The sequence below is a fragment of the Nonomuraea sp. NPDC005501 genome (assembly GCF_040605905.1).
Lineage (GTDB): Bacteria > Actinomycetota > Actinomycetes > Streptosporangiales > Streptosporangiaceae > Nonomuraea.
Genome location: NZ_JBEXDT010000080.1, coordinates 29,135 through 43,555, shown reverse-complemented (window position 1 = coordinate 43,555; position 14,421 = coordinate 29,135). Strand labels below are relative to the sequence as shown.

At 71.4% G+C, this 14,421-nt stretch carries 13 protein-coding genes; 8 read left to right on the top strand and 5 right to left on the bottom strand.

The genetic code is table 11. From position 1 onward, the window contains the following. Nucleotides 1-170: 170 nt before the first annotated feature. Together ABZS51_RS31585 and cimA are read left to right on the top strand one after the other, a co-directional pair. Nucleotides 171-815 (top strand): thioredoxin domain-containing protein, encoded by a 645-nt coding sequence (locus tag ABZS51_RS31585; protein WP_355448590.1) that lies wholly within the window; start codon nt 171-173, stop codon nt 813-815. Nucleotides 816-998: 183 nt separating this feature from the next. After that, complete coding sequence (gene cimA, locus ABZS51_RS31580; RefSeq protein WP_355448588.1) at nt 999-2,576, top strand: citramalate synthase; 1,578 nt, start codon at nt 999-1,001, stop codon at nt 2,574-2,576. Between the two features lie 72 nt (nt 2,577-2,648). Here the strand turns inward: cimA and ABZS51_RS31575 are convergent, their stop codons facing one another. Continuing rightward, a complete protein-coding gene (locus ABZS51_RS31575) occupies nt 2,649-4,301 on the bottom strand; it encodes a heparinase II/III family protein (RefSeq protein WP_355448585.1) in 1,653 nt (550 codons plus the stop codon). Between the two features lie 163 nt (nt 4,302-4,464). On the opposite strand from ABZS51_RS31575, the gene ABZS51_RS31570 reads away from it, so the two are divergent. Both ABZS51_RS31570 and ABZS51_RS31565 read left to right on the top strand, forming a co-directional pair. Beyond that, the gene (locus ABZS51_RS31570) at nt 4,465-5,874 is read left to right on the top strand and encodes a hypothetical protein (protein ID WP_355448582.1); all 1,410 of its coding nucleotides are present in this window, start codon (nt 4,465-4,467) and stop codon (nt 5,872-5,874) included. A 14-nt stretch (nt 5,875-5,888) separates the two neighbouring features. Beyond that, the gene (locus ABZS51_RS31565; protein WP_310708772.1) at nt 5,889-6,485 is read left to right on the top strand and encodes an HD domain-containing protein; all 597 of its coding nucleotides are present in this window, start codon (nt 5,889-5,891) and stop codon (nt 6,483-6,485) included. Nucleotides 6,486-6,497: 12 nt separating this feature from the next. On the opposite strand, the gene ABZS51_RS31560 is transcribed toward ABZS51_RS31565, so the two are convergent. Continuing rightward, complete coding sequence (locus ABZS51_RS31560; RefSeq protein ID WP_310708773.1) at nt 6,498-6,869, bottom strand: antibiotic biosynthesis monooxygenase; 372 nt, start codon at nt 6,867-6,869, stop codon at nt 6,498-6,500. A 124-nt stretch (nt 6,870-6,993) separates the two neighbouring features. Here ABZS51_RS31560 and ABZS51_RS31555 point away from each other — a divergent pair, with 124 nt between their 5' ends. Both ABZS51_RS31555 and gltX read left to right on the top strand, forming a co-directional pair. Continuing rightward, a complete protein-coding gene (locus ABZS51_RS31555; protein ID WP_310708774.1) occupies nt 6,994-7,770 on the top strand; it encodes a fumarylacetoacetate hydrolase family protein in 777 nt (258 codons plus the stop codon). Beyond that, nucleotides 7,763-9,136 (top strand): glutamate--tRNA ligase, encoded by a 1,374-nt coding sequence (gltX, locus tag ABZS51_RS31550; RefSeq protein WP_355448578.1) that lies wholly within the window; start codon nt 7,763-7,765, stop codon nt 9,134-9,136. The genes ABZS51_RS31555 and gltX overlap by 8 nt, the downstream gene beginning before the upstream one ends. Here the strand turns inward: gltX and ABZS51_RS31545 are convergent. Continuing rightward, nucleotides 9,030-10,283: an MATE family efflux transporter gene (locus tag ABZS51_RS31545; RefSeq protein WP_355448576.1), complete on the bottom strand. Its 1,254-nt coding sequence runs from the start codon at nt 10,281-10,283 to the stop codon at nt 9,030-9,032. The genes gltX and ABZS51_RS31545 overlap by 107 nt on opposite strands. A gap of 55 nt (nt 10,284-10,338) precedes the next feature. Here ABZS51_RS31545 and ABZS51_RS31540 point away from each other — a divergent pair, with 55 nt between their 5' ends. Next, the gene (locus ABZS51_RS31540; protein WP_355448573.1) at nt 10,339-10,887 is read left to right on the top strand and encodes a PadR family transcriptional regulator; all 549 of its coding nucleotides are present in this window, start codon (nt 10,339-10,341) and stop codon (nt 10,885-10,887) included. Between the two features lie 3 nt (nt 10,888-10,890). Here ABZS51_RS31540 and ABZS51_RS31535 read toward each other — a convergent pair whose 3' ends face one another. Continuing rightward, nucleotides 10,891-11,793, bottom strand: a complete 903-nt coding sequence (locus tag ABZS51_RS31535; protein WP_355448570.1) for a LysR family transcriptional regulator — start codon at nt 11,791-11,793, stop codon at nt 10,891-10,893. 94 nt (nt 11,794-11,887) lie between these two features. Here ABZS51_RS31535 and ABZS51_RS31530 point away from each other — a divergent pair, with 94 nt between their 5' ends. Next, nucleotides 11,888-12,289 (top strand): carboxymuconolactone decarboxylase family protein, encoded by a 402-nt coding sequence (locus ABZS51_RS31530; protein WP_355448567.1) that lies wholly within the window; start codon nt 11,888-11,890, stop codon nt 12,287-12,289. A 75-nt stretch (nt 12,290-12,364) separates the two neighbouring features. Here ABZS51_RS31530 and ABZS51_RS31525 read toward each other — a convergent pair whose 3' ends face one another. Further along, nucleotides 12,365-14,332 carry a M3 family metallopeptidase gene (locus ABZS51_RS31525; protein WP_310708780.1) on the bottom strand — a complete coding sequence of 656 codons (1,968 nt, stop codon included), beginning with the start codon at nt 14,330-14,332 and terminating at the stop codon, nt 12,365-12,367. Nucleotides 14,333-14,421 lie beyond the last annotated feature (89 nt).

Sequence of the window (14,421 nt, the reverse complement as noted above, 5' to 3'; positions counted from 1 at the left end):
TTAATTGTGTTGGTAGTGGTTTACAGCGGTGTGAAATCCCGAACGGCGGCGCCGCGGCCCGTCTCCCGGCGGGCCGCGTCGCCGTGAGGCGGCCTCCCGGGATGCCCGGTTCGCGGCATTCACAGGTGATTCCGGTAAGGTCGCCGCGACCGGATCGAGGGACGGGACGAATGACGAAGAGGGTGGCGGCCGTGCTGGCCGCCTTGGCGGTGCTGGCCGCGCTCGTGGTGTTCCAGACGAGCGGCGGCGACGGGTCGTCGCCGGGTGTGCGGCTGCTGCGGCAGGCCGACGGCAGCATGGTGCTGGCCGACACCAGTGCCACGGCGCCGGTGCTGGACCTGTACGAGGACTTCGACTGCCCGGTCTGCAAGGACCTGCACAGCCGGGTGGACGCCACGATGCGGCGCCTGGCGGCCGAACGCAAGGTCAAGGTCGTCTACCACCCGATCACGATCTTCCAGGACGAGCCGATGCGCTCGAACTCCATCCGGGCCGCCGCCGCGGCGCGCTGCGTGCCCGAGGCCAACTGGCTGGCCTTCCGCGACGAGCTGTACGGCATGCAGCCCGCCCCGCACGGCGAGGCCTCCGGCTTCACGCTGGAGGAGCTGGTCAGGGCCGCCCGCCAGGCCGGCGCGTCGGTGGACCAGTGCGTCACCTCCCAGACGTACGCCGAGGACCACCTGAAGCAGAGCGCCAGAGTCCGTCTGGAGGGCACGCCCACGGTCGTGCTCGACGGGCGGCTGCTCGGTGACGAGGCGTTCGACCCCAAGGCCCTGGAGACGGCCATCACCGGAGGCTCGGGCGTCACCGTGTGACTCTTTGTGTCCATAAGGTGAGACCGATGTGCCGAATGGTGAGTCCGTATGGCAGACTCCTAGGCACCATGTTCTACGGTCTGCTCATTATCGGCAGGCGCGCTGGCTGACGCAGGGACCGAGCCAGCGCGCAGACCTCTCACGCCCGTGAGGGGTCTTTTTGTTTTCCAGGGAGACGACACCATGGCCGACGACCGCTTCCACGTCTATGACACGACGCTGCGTGACGGCGCACAGCAGGAGGGGCTCAACCTCACCGTTGCCGACAAGCTCGCCGTCGCGCGCCATCTGGACGGGCTGGGCGTCGGCTTCATCGAAGGGGGATGGCCGGGCGCCAACCCCAAGGACACGGACTTCTTCAGGCGGGCCCAGACCGAGCTCGACCTGAAGCACGCGCAGCTCACCGCGTTCGGCGCGACCCGCCGGGCCGGTGTGAAGGCAGCCGACGACCCACTGGTGGCCGCACTGCGCGAATCCGGGGCGCCGGTGGTGACCCTTGTCGCCAAGAGTCACGACCGGCACGTCGATCTGGCCCTCCGCACGACGCTTGAGGAGAACCTCGCGATGATCCGCGACACGGTCTCCCATCTTCGCGCGGAGGGCCAGAGGGTCTTCCTCGACGCCGAGCACTTCTTCGACGGCTACCGGTCCAACCCCGCCTACGCGCTGGAGGTCCTCAGGACCGCCGCCGAGGCCGGCGCCGACGTCGTCGCCCTGTGCGACACCAACGGCGGCATGCTCCCCGACGAGCTGGCCGACATCGTCCACGCGGCCTCGCAGACCGGCGCCCGCGTCGGCATCCACTGCCACGACGACACCGGCTGCGCCGTCGCCAACACCCTGGCCGCCGTCCAGGCCGGCGCCACCCACGTGCAGGGCTGCGCCAACGGCTACGGCGAGCGCTCCGGCAACGCCAACCTGTTCACCGTGGTCGCCAACCTCCAGCTCAAGCGCGGCTTCGACCTCGTACCGCCGCAGGCGCTGGCCGACATGACGCGCATCGCCCACGCCATCACCGAGGTCACCAACGTGACCCCCAACTCCCACGCCCCGTACGTCGGCACGTCGGCGTTCGCGCACAAGGCCGGCCTGCACGCCAGCGCCATCAAGGTCGACCCCAACCTCTACCAGCACATCGACCCCGCCCAGGTGGGCAACGACATGCGGATGCTGGTCTCCGACATGGCGGGACGCGCCTCGGTCGAGCTGAAGGGCCGCGAGCTGGGCTACGAGCTCACCCCGGAGCACACGAAGTCCCTGGTCGAGCGGGTCAAGGACCTGGAGTCGCAGGGCTTCACGTTCGAGGCGGCCGACGCCTCCTTCGAGCTGCTGCTGCGCGACACCGTCCAGGGGGAGCGGCGCCGCCACTTCGAGGTCGAGTCGTGGCGGGTGATCGTCGAGCGCACCAAGGGCGGCGACCTGGTCAGCGAGGCCACGGTCAAGCTGCACGCCAAGGGCGAGCGGATGGTCGCCACCGGCGAGGGCAACGGCCCCGTCAACGCGCTCGACCGGGCCGTGCGGCTCGCGCTGGAGCAGCTCTACCCGGAGCTGGCCAGGCTGGAGCTCATCGACTACAAGGTCCGCATCCTGGAGGGCACCCACGGCACGGGCGCCATCACCCGCGTGCTCATCACCTCCAGCGACGACACGGCCGAGTGGGCCACGGTCGGCGTCGCCGAGAACATCATCGACGCCTCCTGGCAGGCACTGGAGCAGGCCGTCACCTACAGCCTCCTCCGCGCGGGCCACGAGACCGGCTGAGACGTCCGGGGGTCTCCCGACCCCCAGCCGTCCGCCCGAGCTCGGACCGATGCTCGTGGAGCGAGGCGGTGATCAGAGCAGGCGGGTCGAGAAGGACACGCCCTCGACCTTGACCTTGCCGCCCGAGCACGACACCTTCGGGTCGTCCGTGCCCGGCACGACGACCGTCAGCAGCGACGCGGCGGCGGGGGAGACGACGACGGCGGCCGGCTCCTTGGACAGGTAGGTCGGCGACACCCAGCCCAGCTTCCCGCCGCGCTCGACCGTCTGCCCGCCGACCGGGCGGCAGGAGGAGTCGAGCTGGAGCAGCGTGACCCGGAACTTGCCGTCTCCCAGCACCACCCGGCCGCCCTGGTTCGAGACGACCTTGAGCGACGGGGCGAACCTCCACAGGTTGCGCACCTTCGCGCCGCCCGCCGCCGTGTCGAGCACCGCCATCAGGTCCTCGCCGTGGTTGACGAGCACCGAGCGGGTGCGGGCCGTGCCGTACGCCTTGTCGGTCAGACGGAACGCCTGCCGGTCGTCGCCGATCGCCGACTTGGTGAGCTTGCTGGCCGTGCGCGGGCGGAAGCTCCTGCCGACGACCGTCGGGACGTTGTGCGCCTCGGGGGAGAGCGTCCAGTAGCGGTAGGCGCTCTTCTCGTAGGAGTGGAAGCCGGCGTCCATGAGGATGTCGCGGCCGTGCGCGTAGTAGGTCACGCCCAGGTGGTCCTCGTGGCCGTGGAACTTCAGGCCGGGGCCGAACCGGATCGAGTAGAAGGTGGAGTCCGGCTTGTTCCACGCCGTCCGGCCGTACACGTAGCCGGCGCGGTAGACCTTGACCTCCTGCTTGGGCGTTCCGGTGTCCACCCGGGGCTCGGTCTCGGCGCTGCCGTCGCCGAGGGGCACCATGTAGCCGTTGGGCATGGTGGAGTGGGCGATGAAGTCCTTCAGGGCGTCGGTCCGTTTGGAGATCTCGCCCGGCACCTTGCGCCCGCAGTCCTTCATGTTGGCGATGGCCACCTGGAGCCGGCCGTACACGTAGACGGCGTAGCGCGGAGCCTGCTCCATGAGCGCGCCCTGCGCGTCCACGTCGAGCTTGACGGTGCCGGTCAGGCGCCGGGAGGCCAGGCTCGCCCAGTCGGAGCGGCCGTAGCGGCAGCCGATGCCCATGAGCGCGATGTCCTGGTCCATCCCATGGTTGTGGCCCTTCTTGTAGAGCCTCGGGTCGGCCAGCAGCCGGGCGTGGTCGGCCAGGCTGTCCTTCAGCCAGGCGTCCTTGACGTGCATGCTCAGGCAGACCAGCGCCTGCGAGCGCAGGGAGACGGGGTGGTCCTTCCAGACGTACGACGCGGTGCCGCGGGCGCCGCGCCGGTTGTGGGCCACCCAGTCCTTGGTGATCTCCTTGGCCCGGTCGAGGTAGCGCTCCTCGCCGCTGTTCTCGTAGGCCACCACGAGCGTGCCCATCCAGCGCAGCGACTGGAAGACGAACTCCCAGGAGCGGTTCCTGTACGGGCTCGCCGCCCAGTTGATCCTGCTGCCGAGCTTGTACGGCGGCAGGCCGACGAGGGAGATCTCGCCCCGCATGACCTCGTCGGCCGTGGGCGTGGCGGGCAGCCAGTCGCCCTGGCACTGGGCGGTGCGCTTCACCTTCTCCGGCCCGGTGGCGGGGGTGTCGGCCCGCGCCGAGCCCGCCAACCCGCAGAGAAGGAGCAGGGAGGCAAGGGGGATCGCGAGGCGGCGCACGCCGGTTTCCTTCCGGGCCGTGAAGATGGGGGCGGAACATGCTGTCCGAATCGCGATCAACCGGTCAAGTCGGGTGGCTTGCCAGGTGTCAGATCGTTAGCGGCCCGATAGTTGTTCGTCCTTTGTATCCTGTTTGCTCGTCCGGAGGCAGAGGAGGCCGATGATGTCGTTGGTACGCCGGCACTGGCCGCTGCTCCTCGTCCTCGCCGCCGGGGTCGTGCTGCGCGGCCTGGCCCTGCTCGGCTACCGGCCGGCGATCTGGTTCTGGGCGGACTCCTTCGCCTATCTCAACGCCGCGCTCGACCTGCGCCCGCTGGAGTCGCGCACCTCCGGCTACTCGTTCTTCCTGTGGGCGCTGCGCCCGCTGGCGAGCGTCGAGGCGGTCGTGGTCGTGCAGCACCTGCTGGGGCTCGGCATCGGCGTCCTCGTGTACGCGCTGCTGCGCCGCCGCCTGCCCGGCTGGGCCGCCGCCCTGTTCGCCCTGCCGGTCCTCCTGGACGCGTACCAGATCCAGCTCGAACACATGATCATGGCGGATCTGCTGTTCGTGTTCCTCGTCATGGCGGCCGTCGCGCTGCTCCTGTGGCGGCCCCGTCCCACGGTGGCCGCGGCCGCCGCGGCCGGGGTCCTGTTGGCCGCCGCCACGGTCACGCGGACCATCGGGCTGCCGCTGATCGCCGTCGTCGCCGTCGCGCTGCTGCTGCGCCGCGCCGGCTGGCGCTCGGTCGCCGCGCTCGCCGTGGCCGCCGCGATCCCGCTCGCCGGCTACGCCTCGTGGTTCGCCTCCGTCCACGGCACGTACCAGCTGAGCCGCGGCAACACGTTCCTGTGGGCGCGCACGCTCACCTTCGCCGACTGCGCGCGTATCCAGCCGGACCTGCCGCGCCTCTGCCCGAAAGAGCCGCTCGGGCAGCGCAGGCAGCCGCCCGAGTACATCTGGGACGCCGACTCGCCGATCAACACGATCAAGGGCGGCAACGCCGCGCGCGACGAGGCCGCGGGCCGCTTCGCCCGGCAGGCGATCCTCGCCCAGCCGCTCGACTTCCTCGCCGCCGGGCTCGCCGACGCGGCCCACGTCTTCAGCTGGGAGCGCTGGGTGTACCCGGTGGACGGGGAGCAGAGCGCCTACTCCTTCCCCGAGCGGATCCCGCCGTTCAAGGACGTGCCCGCCTCCAAGGACCGCACCGCCGCCGAGATCACCACCGACTACCAGGGCGCCTCCGGCCAGACGGCGGTCGTCGAGCCGTACGCGGGCTGGATCCGCGGCTACCAGAGCCAGGGCTTCCTGCGCGGGCCGTTCCTCGGCGCGCTGCTCCTCGTCGGCCTGGCCGGGGTGGCGCTCAGGTGGCGGTCGCTGGGCGGCGCGGTGCTGCTGCCGTGGGCGGCCTCCGTGACGCTGCTCCTGCTGCCCGTGCTGATCGCCGCCTTCGACCACCGGTACGTGCTGCCCGCCGTACCCCTCGCCTGCCTCGCGGCGGGCCTGGCCGTCGCCCGCCGTACGCCGTCGCCCTCTCTCGGGGACGACGCGGCGACCCGCCGGCGGCCCGCTCAGCCGGCCGGGCGGGCCGGCTGAGCCATGATGGCCTCATGAAGCTGAACGATCTGGTGATCCCCGACACCGCCGCCTGCCGCGGCGCGCTGGAGGTGGCGACCAGGTACCACTCGCCCTCGCTGCTCAACCACTCGGTCCGGGCCTACCTGTGGGCCGCCGCCCACGCCAGGAAGCACGGCATCGCCTTCGACGCGGAGCTGCTCTACGTCTCGGCCATGCTCCACGACCTCGGCCTGACCGCGGAGTTCGACAGCCACACCGTGCCGTTCGAGGAGGCGGGCGGGCACGTCGCATGGGCCTTCTGCGCGGGCGCCGGCTGGTCGCGCGAGCGCAGGCAACGCGCCCTGGAGGTGATCGTCCGGCACATGTGGGACGAGGTGCCCCTCGCGGACGACCCCGAGGGACACCTGCTGGAGCTGTCCACCGGCATGGACATCTCCGGCCGGCGCACCGACGAGATCCCGCCCGACCTGCGGGAGGAGGTCCTCGGCCGCTACCCGCGGCTGGACATCGCGAAGGAGTTCGCCGCCTGCGTCACCGAGCAGGGCGAGCGCAAGCCGTCCAGCCTGGCGGGCGGGTTCGTCCGGTCGGGGATCGCCGAGCGGATCGCCCGCAACCCGCTCGACTCCTGACCCCGCGCTCTCCTACTTCGGGCCGGCGGTCTGGACGACCTCGAACGACCACAGCTCCGAGCCGGACGCCGCCGGACCATGCCCGTGGCCGTGCCCCTGACCGGCCCCCTGGTTCTGGTCACCGCCCTGCTGTCCGGCCTCGGCGGCGGCCTGGGCGTGGCCGCGCTGGAACGCCTGCCCCTTCTGCCAGGCCTGGAAGTCCTCCTCGCTGCGCCAGCGCGTGTAGACGAGGTACCGGTCGGTCCCCTCCACCGGGCGCAGCAGCTCGAACCACTCGAACCCGTCGGAGGACTCCACCATCCCCGCCCGGTTGGAGAACCGGCGCTCCAGCTCTTCCCGCATCTCAGCGGGAACGTTCAGCACATTGATCTTCACGACGGACAACGCGACCCCTCTCGCGGCAGTCTCACCGCACCGGCCGCCCCGTCGCGAGCCGGTGCCGTTGCCAGGCTAACCCGCGCCCCCACCGGGGGACGGACCGGCTCGGCGGCGACGATAGCCTTGTCGGGTGCGTATAGCGAGGTTCTCCACAGGCGAAGGCGTCACGTTCGGCGTGGTAGAGGGCGGCCCGGGCGAGGAGTTCGTCTCCGCCATCTCCGGCCACCCGTTCGGCGAGGTCCAGTTCACCGGCGAGAGGTTCCCGCTCAGCCAGGTGAAGCTGCTCGCCCCCATGCTTCCGAGCAAGGTGGTGGCCATCGGCCGCAACTACGCCGAGCACGCCCGCGAGATGGGCAACGAGGTGCCGGACGAGCCGCTGATCTTCATGAAGCCGTCCACCTCCGTCATCGGCCACGGCGAGGCCGTCGCCTACCCCACCTCGCTGTCCCACCGGGTCGACTTCGAGGGCGAGCTGGCCGTGGTGATCGGCCGGCTGTGCCGCGAGGTGCCGGTCGAGCGGGTCAAGGACGTCATCTTCGGCTACACCTGCGCCAACGACGTGACGGCCCGCGACCTGCAGAAGCGCGACGTGCAGTTCACCCGCGCCAAGGGCTTCGACACGTTCTGCCCGCTGGGCCCGTGGATCCGCACCGACCTCGACCCGAGCGACCTCGCGCTCACCACGACGGTCAACGGCGAGGTGCGGCAGAGCGGCCGCACCAGCCAGCTCATCCACGACATTCCCGCGCTCGTCGCCTACGTCAGCGCGGTCATGACCCTGATCCCCGGCGACGTCATCCTGACCGGCACCCCGGCCGGGGTCGGCCCGGTCGAGATCGGCGACGAGGTCAGCGTCGGCATCGAAGGCATCGGCACTCTGACGAACAAGGTGGTCGCTCGTGACTGATCTCCGGGTGCGGTTCGCCCCGTCCCCCACCGGCATGTTCCACGTGGGCGGCGCCCGCACGGCGCTGTTCAACTGGGCGCTGGCCGAGCACGCGGGCGGCCGGTTCGTGCTGCGCGTCGAGGACACCGACGCCACCCGCAACCGGCCCGAGTGGACCGAGGGCATCATCTCGGCGCTCGACTGGATCGGCATCAACGGCACCAACCCGGCGTTCGAGGGCCCCTACTTCCAGTCGGCGTACGAGCCGCAGCACCGCGAGGCCGTGGCCAAGCTGCTGGCCGACGGCAAGGCGTACTACTGCGACTGCACCCGCGAGCAGCTCGTCGCCCGCACCGGCTCCGAGCACCGCGGCTACGACGGCCACTGCCGCGAACGCGGGCTGAGCGAGGGCGCGGTCCGCTTCCGCACCCCCGACGAGGGCGTCACCGTGGTCGACGACGTGATCCGGGGGCGGGTGGAGTTCCCCAACGACGCCCAGGAGGACTTCGTCATCGCCCGCACCGACGGCTCGCCCCTCTACGTGCTGGCCAACGCGGTCGACGACATCACCCAGGCCATCACCCATGTGGTGCGCGGCGAGGAGCACCTGGGCAACGCGGCCAAGCAGGAGCTCCTGTGGCCCGCGCTCGGCGCGACGCCGCCCGTGTGGGCGCACCTGCCGGTCATCGTCAACGAGCAGCGCAAGAAGCTGTCCAAGCGGCGCGACAAGGTGGCGCTGGAGGACTACCGCGAGGAGGGCTACCTGGCCGAGGCCATGGTCAACTACCTCATGCTGCTCGGCTGGGGCCCCGGCGACGACCGGGAGATCATGCCGTGGTCGGAGATGGTGCCGCTGTTCCGGCTGACGGACGTCAACAGCTCCAGCGCGTTCTTCGACGAGAAGAAGCTGCGCGCCTTCAACGGCGAGTACATCCGGGCGCTGCCGGTCCACGTCTTCGAGGAGCGCTGCTCGCCGTACCTCGACCCCGACTGGGACCGTGAGACCTTCAGCAAGGTCGCGGCGCTCGCCCAGACGCGCATCGCGGTGCTGTCGGAGATCCGGCAGAACGTCGACTTCCTCTTCCTCGACGAGCCGGTGTTCGACCAGGCGTCGTGGGACAAGGCGATGAAGAACGCCCCGGTGGAGATCCTCACCGGCTACCTGGAGCGCCTGGACGGGGTGAGCTGGGACCCCGAGTCGCTGAAGGAGGCGCTGGAGGAGGTCGGCGCCGCCCACGGCCTCAAGCTCGGCAAGGCGCAGGCGCCGGTCCGCGTCGCGATCACGGGCCGGACGGTCGGTCTGCCGCTGTTCGAGTCGATCGAGGTGCTCGGCCGCGAGCGCTCCCAGGATCGCCTCCGCGCGGCGCTAGCGCGCCTGCGAGGCTGACGGCCGCCCCGGCGGCCATCGCCAGCCACACCCCGGTGACGCCGGCGTACGCGCTCAGCCCGTACGCCAGCGGCACCTGCACGGCGAAGCCGGCCAGCGTGGCGGCGAGCAGCCGACCGCCCCTGCCGCTCGCCTGGAGCACCCCGCCCACGGCGATGAGCCCGCCGAAGGGCACCAGGTAGAGCGTCATCCAGCGCAGGAAGCCCACGGCGGGCTCGACGTCGGCCGTGAAGAGCGCGGCGACGGGCGCCGCCACGACGTTCAGTGCGAGCGCCACGGCCGCGCCGGCGCCCAGCCCCAGCAGGAGGGGCGAGCCGGCGGGCTCGGAGCGCGCGGTGCGGATCATCGCGGCCTGCCGCAGCGCGTAGAACACCATGACGCCGGCCAGCATGATCTTCTGCCCGATGCCGTACCCGGCCAGCTCCCGCGTCCCGAACCCGGCCACGAGGTCCACCAGCGCCATGCCCACGGCCGAGCGGGCGAGGAAGTCGCCGGACATGGGCAGCCCGGTCCGCACCACCTCCCACGCCGCGCGCCCGCCCGGTCCCGGTTCCGTGATGAGGTGGCGCGAGGTCACGAGGGCGAAGGCCAGGGTCACCAGCCTGGCCGCCACGGTCGCCAGCGCCGCGCCCTGGACGCCCATCCCGAGTCCGTAGACGAACAGCGGGTCGAGCGCGATGACGAGCACGTTGCAGATGATGGCGTGCCGCATCGGCCGCCGGGTGTTCCCCCGGCCCTTGAGGATGCCGTCCACGACGGTCTGCGCGAAGAACACGGGCAGCCCGCCGAGCGAGACCAGGAAGAACCCGGCCGTGAGCCGCCACTCGTCGGTGAACAGCGCCGCCAGCGGCTCGCGCAGCAGCACGCCGGGCACGGTGATCGCGGCCGACAGGACCGCCCACAGCGCCCAGCCGGCCCGGACCACCGGCGCGATGGGCGCGCGCCCGTCGCGCCGGCCGACCAGCACCGTGACGCCCGTGGGGACCGCCAGGAACAGCCCGTAGGCCAGGTACTCGACGGTGGTGCCCACGGTCACGGCCGCGATCGCCCCCTCGCCGAGGCCGGAGACCCAGAGCAGGTCGATCAGCCCCACCGCCACGACCGCCGTCACCAGCTCCACGTACACGGGAACCGCCAGCCGGATCATCGTCTACCTCGATTCGTTGTATCTCGTTTAGAGGTATAACGGTACGATGCGGCCCATGGCAAGCGGAGGAGACCTCGCCCTGACGATCCTGGGCTTCCTGAACGAACGGCCGATGCACGGCTACGAGCTCAAGACCCGCCTCGCGGCGCTCTCCGGCCACCTGCGCCCGGTCAGCGACGGCGCCCTCTACCCGGCCATCTCACGGCTCGAAGCGGCGGGCCTCGTCGAGCGGCACGAGGAGGCGGGCGCGGCGGCCGCGCGCCGGCAGGTGCTCACCCTCACCCCGGCGGGCCGTGAGGAGCTGCTGGCCCGCCTCCGGGCCCCCTCGGACCTCCAGATCAGCGACCAGGCGCGGTTCTTCGTCCTGCTGACGTTCCTGTCGGCCCTGCCGGACCCGGCCGACCGCGCCGCCGTGCTCCGCCGCCGCCTCGCCTTCCTGGAGGCCCCGGCCAGCTTCTTCTACGAGGGCGGCCGGCCGGTGCGCGCGGAGGAGGAGGCGGACCCGTACCGGCGGGGGATGCTGCTGGTCGCGCGGGCGATCAGCTGGGCGGAGAAGGAATGGCTCCGCGAGCGGCTCGCGGAGCCGCCCGCCGACACGGGCTGAGCGTCAGCCGGCCCGCAGCTCGGTGAGGACGGCGAGGACCCGCTGGAGCAGCGGCCCGGTGTCGTCGGCCCGCCACACCAGGTGCAGCACGGTCGAGGTGCCGGCCAGCGGGCGCGGGGTCACCCCGACGCGGCGCAACGTCCGGTGAGAGTCGGCCAGCACGGCCGCGCCGAACCCGGCCGCGACCAGCGCCAGCAGGGTCTGGACGCTGTGGCCCTCCGCGCCGATCCGCGGCACCACACCGGCGTGGTGGCACAGGGCGACGATCTCGTCGTGCGAACGGGGCGAGACCTCGCGCGGCCACAGCACCAGCGGGACCTGGCCAAGTGCGGACAGCGGGGCCGGCTCGCTCCCGTGCGCCAGCGGATGCCCCGCGGGCAGGAAAAGCGTGAGCGGCTCCCGCCACCAGACCTGGGTGGCCAGGCGGGCGTCGCGGGCGGGGAGCCGCTGCACCGCGAGGTCGCAGTGGCCGTCCAGCACAGCCGCTGACATCTCGGTGTCGTTGAAGCTCTCCCGCAGCCGCAGATCCACCCGGGGCAGCTCGCGGCGCAGCCGTCCCAGGGCCGCGCCGAGCGGCCCGTTGATGCCCGAACCCGCGAACGTGATCGTGAACCGTCCCGACAGCCCCTGACCTGCCAGGCGGGCCTCGTCCAGTGCCGCCCGCGCCTCGGCCAGGACGGTACGCGCCCGCCGCACGAGGGCCTCACCGGCGGGGGTCGGGCTCAGCCCGCGGCCGGTACGGGTGAACAGCGCGCCGCCCACCTGCCGTTCCAGCTCGCGGAGCTGGCGGCTCAGGGTCGGCTGCGTCAGGTGCAGGCGCCTGGCCGCGCCGCTGAGGCTGCCCTCCTCGGCGATCGTGACCACGTACGTGAGCAGCCGCAACTCCATGCCATACCTCCCGAGCATGGCAAGTATAGGAAAGACGCGCGCTCAGGCAGACCTCGGTCCGGCGAGGGCAAGGATGGAACCAGTTGAAACGGACAAAAACCGGGAGAAGCCAATGAACCGCCAGGAGTGTTACGAGCACGGCATGACGGTGCTGGAGCAGGTCGACGGCGAGGCCGGGCAGCGCATCGTGAACTCGCTCGCCGACATCTCACCCGAACTCGGTCACCAGGTCGTCGCGTGGGCCTTCGGCGACATGTACGCCCGGCCTGAGCTGCCGCCCCGCGACCGTCAACTCGTCACGCTCGGCGTGCTGACCGCGCTGGGCGGTTGCGAGATCGAGCTGGAGGTGCACGTCAACGCCGCGCTGAACGTCGGCCTGACGCCCTCGGAGATCTCGGAGGCACTGCTGCACTCGGCCGTCTACTGCGGCATGCCACGCGCGATCAACGCCACGCTCGTGGCCAAGAAGGTCTTCGCCGAGCGGGACCTGCTGCCCATCACCAACGTCGGCTGACCGTGAGCCGCACCGCCGGGGGCGCGGGGGCCGCCGTCCTGGCAGTCCCCCGCGATCCTCGGCCGAGTGGCCCGGTCAGACGAGGCCGCGGCGCTTCAGCAGCGGCTCGATGGACGCCTCGCGCCCGCGGAACTCGCGGAAGGCCGTCAGCGGGTCCGTGGCGCCGCCCCTCGACAGCAGCGTGCGCCGGAAGTGGTCGCCGTTCTCGCGCCTGAGCCCGCCGTTCTCCTTGAACCACTCGACGCTCTCCGCGTCGAGCACCTCGCTCCAGATGTAGGAGTAGTACCCGGCGCTGTAGCCGCCCGAGAAGATGTGCGCGAAGTAGTTGGTCCGGTAACGCGGCCGGACCGGCGGGAAGGCGATCTGGGCCGCCTCCAGGGCCGCCTGCTCGAACGCCTCGGCGTCCTCCACCGTCTGGCCGGGCTCCAGCTTGTGCCAGGCCCAGTCGAGCAGGGTGGCGGCGAGGTACTCGACCGTCATGAAGCCCTGGTTGAACTGCTCGGCCGCCTTCATCTTCGCCACGAGCTCGGCCGGCATCGGCTCGCCCGTCTCGTGGTGGCGGGCGTAGTTGGCCAGCACCTCGGGCCAGGTGCCCCACATCTCGTTGACCTGCGACGGGTACTCGACGAAGTCACGCGGCACGCTCGTCCCGGAGACCCGCGGGAAGCGCACCTCCGAGAACAGCCCGTGCAGCGCGTGCCCGAACTCGTGGAAGGCCGTGTTCACCTCGTCGTAGGTGAGCAGGGTCGGCCCGGAGGCGGGCTTGGTGAGGTTGAGGTTGTTGAGCACCACCGGCTTCTCGCCGAACAGCAGCGACTGGTTGACCAGGTTGTTCATCCAGGCGCCGCCCCGCTTGCCCTGCCGGGCGTACGGGTCGAGCGCGAACAGGCCGAGGGCGCCGCCGTCCTCGTTGAACACCTCGAAGACGCGCACATCCTCGTGGTAGCCGCGCAGGTCCGGCCGCGGCGTGAACGTGATGCCGTACAGACGGGTGGCCGCGAAGAAGACGCCGTCGCGGAAGACGCGGTCCAGCTCGAAGTACGGCCGCATCGCGCTCGCGTCGAGGTCGTAGCGGGCCCGGCGCACCTTCTCGGCGTAGAACGACCAGTCCCACGGCTCGATCTCGAAGCCGGCCTGCTCGGCCAGCGCCTCCGCCTCCTTGCGGGCGTTGCGCACGGCCGGGCCGACGAGCTGGCCCAGCATCTCCTCGACCGCCTCGACGGTCTTGGCCGTCTGGTCGGCCACCTTGTACGCGGCGTGGCTCGGATAGCCGAGCAGCCGGGCCCGCTCGGCGCGCAGCGTCGCCGTGCGGATCGCCAGGCCGAAGTTCGCCGGCGCCCGCTCCACGCTCAGCGTGTAGAGCCGCCGGCGCACGTCGCGGTCGGTGAGCTGGGCCAGGCCGGGCTGGTTGGTGAAGTTCAGCAGCGGCAGCACGTACGTGCCCTCGCGCTTCAGCGACGCGATCCGGTCCTCGTCGAACCCGTCGAGCTCCTTGGGGTCCTCCACCACGAGCGCGGACTCGGTGGAGGCGCGCATGAGGTTCTGGGCGAACTCGGTGGACAGCCGCGACAGCTCCTCGTTGAGCTCCCTGAGCCGCTCCTGCTCGGTCTCGGACAGGTCGGCGCCGGCCCGGACGAAGTCCTCGCGGTACTTCTCCAGCAGCCACGCCTCCTCGGGGTCCTCGGTGGTGACCTGCTTGACGCGGGCCCACAGGGCGCGGTTGAGGCGGATGGCGTCGCTGTGTTTGGCCAGCTCGGGAGAGATCCGCTTCTCGATCTCCATGATCCCGTCGGTCGAGGCGGACGCGGCGACCGAGAAGAACGCGGTGGCGGTGCGGTCGAGCAGCCGGCCGGAGCGTTCGAGCGCGGCGATCGTGTTGTCGAACGTCGGCGGCTCCTCGCTTCCCGCGATCGCGTCGACCTCGGCCAGCTGCTCCGCCATCCCGCGCTCGAACGCGGGCGGGTAGTGCTCCTCGCGGATGTCGGCGAAAGGCGGCAGTTGGTACGGCAGGGGACTGGGGGCGAACAAGGGGTTCTCGGCCAACGCTCGGGCTCCTCACGTGGTGTTTTGTCCCCCTCAGCTTGGCACGGGGAGAAGCCCGCCGGGTGTTCCGGGGGAATCGTTTTGGCACT